This window comes from Prescottella equi (assembly GCF_020171745.1).
GTDB lineage: Bacteria > Actinomycetota > Actinomycetes > Mycobacteriales > Mycobacteriaceae > Prescottella > Prescottella equi_A.
In genome coordinates this window covers 1-5,478 of sequence record NZ_JAIVAH010000019.1, presented here as the reverse complement: position 1 = coordinate 5,478, position 5,478 = coordinate 1, and the positions used below count along the sequence as shown (strand labels likewise).

The 5,478-nt window shown below is 68.2% G+C and carries 5 protein-coding genes and 2 tRNA genes; 4 read left to right on the top strand and 3 right to left on the bottom strand.

Translation table 11 applies throughout. The annotated features are described in order from the left end of the window. The coding region (locus LCL87_RS25935; protein ID WP_510850788.1) for a zinc finger domain-containing protein at positions 1-82 on the top strand (82 nt) is incomplete at its 5' end. Here the strand turns inward: LCL87_RS25935 and LCL87_RS16755 are convergent. Next, on the bottom strand, positions 79-903 hold the full coding sequence (locus LCL87_RS16755; protein WP_225021611.1) for a DUF1542 domain-containing protein: 825 nt from the start codon (positions 901-903) through the stop codon (positions 79-81). The genes LCL87_RS25935 and LCL87_RS16755 overlap by 4 nt on opposite strands. Before the next feature lie 104 nt (positions 904-1,007). Here LCL87_RS16755 and dinB point away from each other — a divergent pair, with 104 nt between their 5' ends. Then, positions 1,008-2,267, top strand: coding sequence for a DNA polymerase IV (gene dinB / locus LCL87_RS16750; protein ID WP_225021609.1), 1,260 nt, complete (start codon positions 1,008-1,010; stop codon positions 2,265-2,267). Between the two features lie 18 nt (positions 2,268-2,285). Here the strand turns inward: dinB and LCL87_RS16745 are convergent, their stop codons facing one another. Together LCL87_RS16745 and LCL87_RS16740 are read right to left on the bottom strand one after the other, a co-directional pair. After that, positions 2,286-3,419, bottom strand: a complete 1,134-nt coding sequence (locus tag LCL87_RS16745; protein ID WP_225021607.1) for an NAD(P)H-dependent flavin oxidoreductase — start codon at positions 3,417-3,419, stop codon at positions 2,286-2,288. Positions 3,420-3,622: 203 nt separating this feature from the next. Beyond that, positions 3,623-3,693 (bottom strand) — tRNA-Gly (locus LCL87_RS16740). 139 nt (positions 3,694-3,832) lie between these two features. Here LCL87_RS16740 and LCL87_RS16735 point away from each other — a divergent pair. Together LCL87_RS16735 and tig are read left to right on the top strand one after the other, a co-directional pair. Then, positions 3,833-3,909: transfer RNA gene (locus LCL87_RS16735), tRNA-Pro, on the top strand. Positions 3,910-3,992: 83 nt separating this feature from the next. Beyond that, positions 3,993-5,366 (top strand): trigger factor, encoded by a 1,374-nt coding sequence (gene tig / locus LCL87_RS16730; RefSeq protein WP_225021605.1) that lies wholly within the window; start codon positions 3,993-3,995, stop codon positions 5,364-5,366. Positions 5,367-5,478: the final 112 nt, after the last annotated feature.

The following is a 5,478-nucleotide window of genomic DNA, read 5'->3' as shown; positions in this document are numbered from 1 at the left end:
CCGCATCTGCGGCACGCCGATCGCTCACGCTGTCATGAAGGGGCGCAACCTGTTCTGGTGCCCCGGCTGTCAGGCCGACTAGAAGTCGCCGAAGTCCATACCGCCGCCGAAGTCGCCTCCGCCGAAGTCTCCGCCGCCCCAGTCGCCTCCACCGAAGTCGCCCCCGCCGTCTTCCATGGCACCGAACTCGGTGTCTCCGCCGCCCATGTCCTCGCCGCCGCCGTCAGCACCGGCGTCAGCCTCGGCATCCGCCTGGCCGGCCTCGTACCCGTCCGCGAACTCGTCGGCGCTGTACGGGACACCCGCCATGCCCGAGAACATCGCGGAGAACAGGAACATAGAACCGACGCCCCACGCGCCGGCGACGAGCGCGGGCTTCCACCACGGCTCGGAGTACCAGCCGGCCGGAACCGGTCGACCCGCGACGCGGCCGCCGGGGTAGTAGTTGGGCGTGCGCGCCGACGGGTTCGGCGACGCCGACACCTGACGGCCCTCGAACTCGATCTGGCGGTCCTCGGTGACCGAACCGGCCGACTTCTGGCCGTCGATGCTCGGCACCTCGGGACCCGGATCCATGCCCATCGCCGTACGAGCGGCGCGGATGTAGTAGAGACCCTCGAGGGCGGTCTGCTTCGCGAGACGCGCCTGGACCGGCGTCGTGGCCTGGTCGATCTGTGAACCCGCGGCCGTGTATCGCTCGGAAGCGTCGGCGAGAGCCTGCTTGGAAGCGTCGTCGTTGCCGACGAGGTTGTAGACCTGGCCACCGAGGCGCTCGATCGACTGGCGGGCGTCCGCCTTGGCGTCTTCGAGTTGGTTCGCCGAGTGGCCCTTGTTCTTGTTCTGGCTCTTCATGACCAGAAAGACGACGGCGCCGAGGACGGCGACGATGAGGAGGAGTTCCACGGGGGACCTTCCGGAGGTGACAAATCGGACATCATCCAGGATACCGGGAGCGGATGACCTGCGACTCGGACACGAATCGCACTGTCGGTGGTCGATGCGAACATATGTTCGTGTCCGATGCCCTTTCCGACTTCGACGCCACGGCCGGTGCCGGGGCGACGATCCTGCATGCGGATCTGGACGCGTTCTACGCATCGGTCGAGCAGCGCGACGACCCACGACTGCGGGGCCGGCCGGTGATCGTCGGCGGGGGAGTCGTCCTCGCGGCCAGCTACGAGGCCAAGGCGTACGGCGTCCGCAGTCCGAGCAGCGAGTCGGATGCGCGACGCCGGTGCCCGCACGCGATCGTCGTGCGGCCCCGCATGTCCGCGTATGCCGAGGCCAGTAGGGCTGTTTTCGAGGTGTTTCGCCGAACCACGCCGCTTGTCGAGGGCATATCCATCGACGAGGCGTTCCTCGACGTCGGCGGGCTCTGGCGGATTTCCGGCCCGCCGATCGACATCGCTCGCAAGCTGCGGGCCGACGTGCGGGCGGAGGTGGGACTGCCCATCACCGTCGGCATCGCGCGGACCAAGTTCCTCGCGAAGGTGGCGAGTGCGGTCGGCAAACCCGACGGTCTGCTGCTCGTACCCCCGGATCGCGAGATCGACTTCCTGCACCCGCTACCCGTCGAGCGGCTGTGGGGAGTGGGTGCGGTGACGTCCCGCAAGCTGCACGACTACGGGATCCGGACCGTCGCGCAACTGGCGGCGCTGTCCGAACGCGAATTGTCGACCGTCGTCGGGCCGGGATCGGCGCGGCACCTGCACGCGCTGGCGTGGGCCCGCGACCCGAGACGGGTGCAGACGAGTCATCGCCGCAGGTCCATCGGCGCGCAGCATGCGCTCGGCCGACGGCAGCGGAGCTTCGCCGAGGTCGAGTCCACGGCTGCGGCGCTGGTGGATCGCGTCATGCGCAGGCTGCGCGCCGGCGGGTGGGTGTGCCGGACGATCGTGCTCCGGCTGCGGTTCGCCGATTTCGAACGCGCCACCCGTTCGGTCACGCTCGGCGAGGCGTCGGCGCGGACGGAGGTGGTGGTGCTCGCTGCGGTGCGCTCGCTGCTCGGCCAGTCGCGGCCGCTGATCGCAGAGCGCGGGCTGACGCTGGTGGGCGTCGCGCTGACCAATCTCGACAGGGAAGGCGCCGAACAGCTCGCCCTACCTTTCGAGCCGGACACCGGGCCTCCCGTTGCGGAGGCCGACAGTGTCCGGCTCGACGGTGCGCTGGACGCGGTGCGGGCCAAGTTCGGGGCGGTCGCGGTCACCCGCGCCGCGCTGCTCGGCCGCGACCGCGGCGAGAGCGTCCCGCTCCTGCCCGACGAGTGACCGCGGGCCCGGGGCTTGTCAGGCCTCGGCGGCGGCGTTCAGCTGCTCGAGCGTGCCGGTCGCCTCGAGGTACTCCTGCACCCAGCGTTCGATGACGGCCGACGTCTTCTCCACCTTGGTGAACTGGCCCACGACCTGGCCCACCGGGTTGAAGGCGACGTCGACGGTCTCGTCCGGGTACTTGTGGGTGGCGGCGACGGCCATGCCGGACACCATGTACTGCAGCGGCATGCCGAGCGGCTCGGGGTTGCCCTCCTGCTCCCACGCCTCGGTCCAGTCGTTGCGCAGCATTCGGCACGGCTTGCCGGTGAAGGATCGGCTTCGGACGGTGTCGCGGCTGGTCGCGTTCGCGTATGCGGCCTGCTGGACGGGGGTGTTCTCCGCCTCCTCGACCATCAGCCACTGCGAACCCGACCACGCGCCCTGGGCGCCCAGCGCCAGCGCGGCCGCGATCTGCTGACCACTGCCGATGCCGCCGGCCGCCAGCACCGGAACCGGGGCGACCTCCTTGACGACCTGCGGCCACAGGACGATCGAACCGACCTCGCCGCAGTGTCCGCCGCCCTCGCCGCCCTGGGCGATGATGATGTCGACGCCCGCGTCGGCGTGCTTGCGTGCCTGGTAGGGCGAACCACACAGCGCCGCGACCTTACGTCCGGCGGCGTGGATGTGGTCGATCATGTCCGCCGGCGGGGTGCCGAGCGCGTTGGCGATGAGCGTGACCTTCGGGTGCTGCAGCGCCACCTCGACCTGCGGGGTGGCGGTGGCCTCGGTCCAGCCGAGCAGCTGCAACGCGTTGTCGCTGCCGTCGTCGGGCAGGGGGACGCCGTGGTCGGTGAGGATCTTGCGGCCGAAGTCGAGGGTGGACTGCGGCACCATCGACTGCAGCATCTTCGTGAGCTCGTCGGCCGACAGGTTCGAGTCCATGCCCTCGTACTTGTTGGGAATCACGATGTCGACGCCGTACGGGCGGTCGCCGATGTGTTCGTCGATCCAGTTCAGCTCGATCTCGAGCTCTTCGGGGGTGAAGCCCACGGCGCCGAGGACGCCGAATCCGCCGGCCTTGCTGACGGCGACCACGACATCGCGGCAGTGGGTGAACGCGAAGATCGGGAACTCGATACCGAGTTCGTCGCAGAGGGGGGTGTGCATCCGGCACTCCTTCGCTGGGCCTGAATTCTGTAACAGGTTCCAACTTAGGGTGGCCTGGTCGCGGTGGGTGGCGAATCGCTCGAAACAGGCGCGAGGCTGCAAGTGTGACAAGAGTCACTACGGTCTGCTCGCGATGGGTGGTCGAGAAACGACAAAACCCCCGTCCCGGGCGCAATTGCCGGGCGGGGGTTTCCTCCTCGCGGAGGGGATGACGGGAATCGAACCCGCGTAATCAGTTTGGAAGACTGAGGCTCTACCATTGAGCTACATCCCCGTGCATACGACATTTGTGGGATCGCCAGCGATGCCGTGTGCGAGATGGAACTGTACCCACCTCGCTTTGGAATTCCTAATCGGGGGGCCGTAGGATTCTGCCTCGGGTCCTCACGAGGTTGGTGAGGTCCTGTTTCGGACGGGATGTGGCGCAGCTTGGTAGCGCATCCGCTTTGGGAGCGGAGGGTCGCAGGTTCAAATCCTGTCATCCCGACCACGTGTGCGTCGGCGTCGCGATCGCGGCGCCTGCGCACTACACAGAGCAACGAAGAGCATCACCACTACGAAGGAGCCAGATCCGTGAAGAGCACCGTCGAGCAGCTCAGCCCGACGCGAGTCCGTATCAACGTTGAGGTGCCCTTCGAGGAGCTCAAGCCTGATTTCGACAAGGCATACAAGGCGCTCGCGCAGCAGATCCGTCTCCCCGGCTTCCGTCCGGGCAAGGCCCCGGCCAAGCTGCTCGAGGCGCGTGTCGGCCGTGGCGCCGTGCTGGAGCAGGTCGTCAACGACGCTCTGCCGGCCCGCTACTCGGAGGCCGTCTCGGCCTCGGACGTGAAGGTCATCGGCCAGCCGGAGATCGACATCACCAAGCTCGAGGACGGCCAGGAGCTCGTCTTCACCGCTGAGGTCGACGTCCGCCCCGAGATCACCCTCCCCGACTTCGCCACCGTCGCTGTCACGGTCGATCCGATCGAGGTCACCGACGAGGCCGTCGCCGAGCAGCTGCTGTCGCTGCGTCAGCGCTTCGGCACCCTGAAGGGCGTCGAGCGTGAGGTTCAGGACGGCGACTTCGTGTCGATCGACCTGTCCGCCACCGTCGACGGCGAGGCCGTTCCGGAGGCCACCGCGTCGGGTCTGTCCCACGAGGTCGGCTCGGGTCAGCTGATCGAGGGTCTGGACGAGGCCATCGTCGGCGTCAAGGCGGGCGAGTCGAAGGACTTCACCTCCAAGCTGGTCGCCGGCGACTTCGCGGGCCAGGACGCGGTCATCACCGTCGTCGTCAACTCGGTCAAGGAGCGCGAGCTGCCCGAGGCCGACGACGAGTTCGCTCAGATGGCAAGCGAGTTCGACACCCTCGCCGACCTCGAGGCTGACCTGCGTGAGCGCGTTGCTCGCGTTCGCAAGGTCGAGCAGGCCGGTCAGATCCGCGACAAGGTGCTCGAGTCGCTGCTGGAGACCGTCGAGGTTCCGCTGCCCGAGGCTGTCGTCAAGGCCGAGGTCGACGCTGCGCTGCACGACGCGATCCACGGCCTCGATCACAGCGAGGAGAAGCTGAACGAGCTTCTCGAGGCGCAGGGCACCACGCGTGAGCAGTTCGACGCGGACGCCAAGGAAGCTGCCGAGCGCTCGGTCAAGACCCAGCTGCTGCTGGACGCGATCGCCGACGCCGCCGGCACCACGGTCGGCCAGGACGAGCTCACCGAGCGCATCCTGTTCCAGGCGCAGCGCTACGGCATGGCGCCGGAGCAGTTCATCCAGCAGATCCAGCAGGCCAACCAGCTCGGTGCGGTCTTCGCGGACGTGCGTCGCGGCAAGGCCCTGGCCGGTGTCGTCGATGCCGCCACGGTCACCGACACCGCCGGTGAGACCATCGACACCGCCGAGATGTTCGGCACCGCCGAGCCGGCCGCAGACGATGCAGCCGACGAGGCCGAGGGCGACGAGCAGAAGTAGTTTTCTGCCCGCCGAACGGCGAGCTAGTTTTCCGCTTTCAGCGAAGTAGGGCGGCACCGGCTGAGCTACACGACGTTCGTGTGGTCCGAACTCGGGATCGCCGAGGTGGAGA

Coding starts and splice junctions, on each gene's coding strand:
- dinB (WP_225021609.1), top strand. CDS start 1,008: ATGTTCGTGTCCGATGCCCTTTCCGACTTCGACGCCACGGCCGGTGCC.
- LCL87_RS16745 (WP_225021607.1), bottom strand. CDS start 3,419: ATGCACACCCCCCTCTGCGACGAACTCGGTATCGAGTTCCCGATCTTC.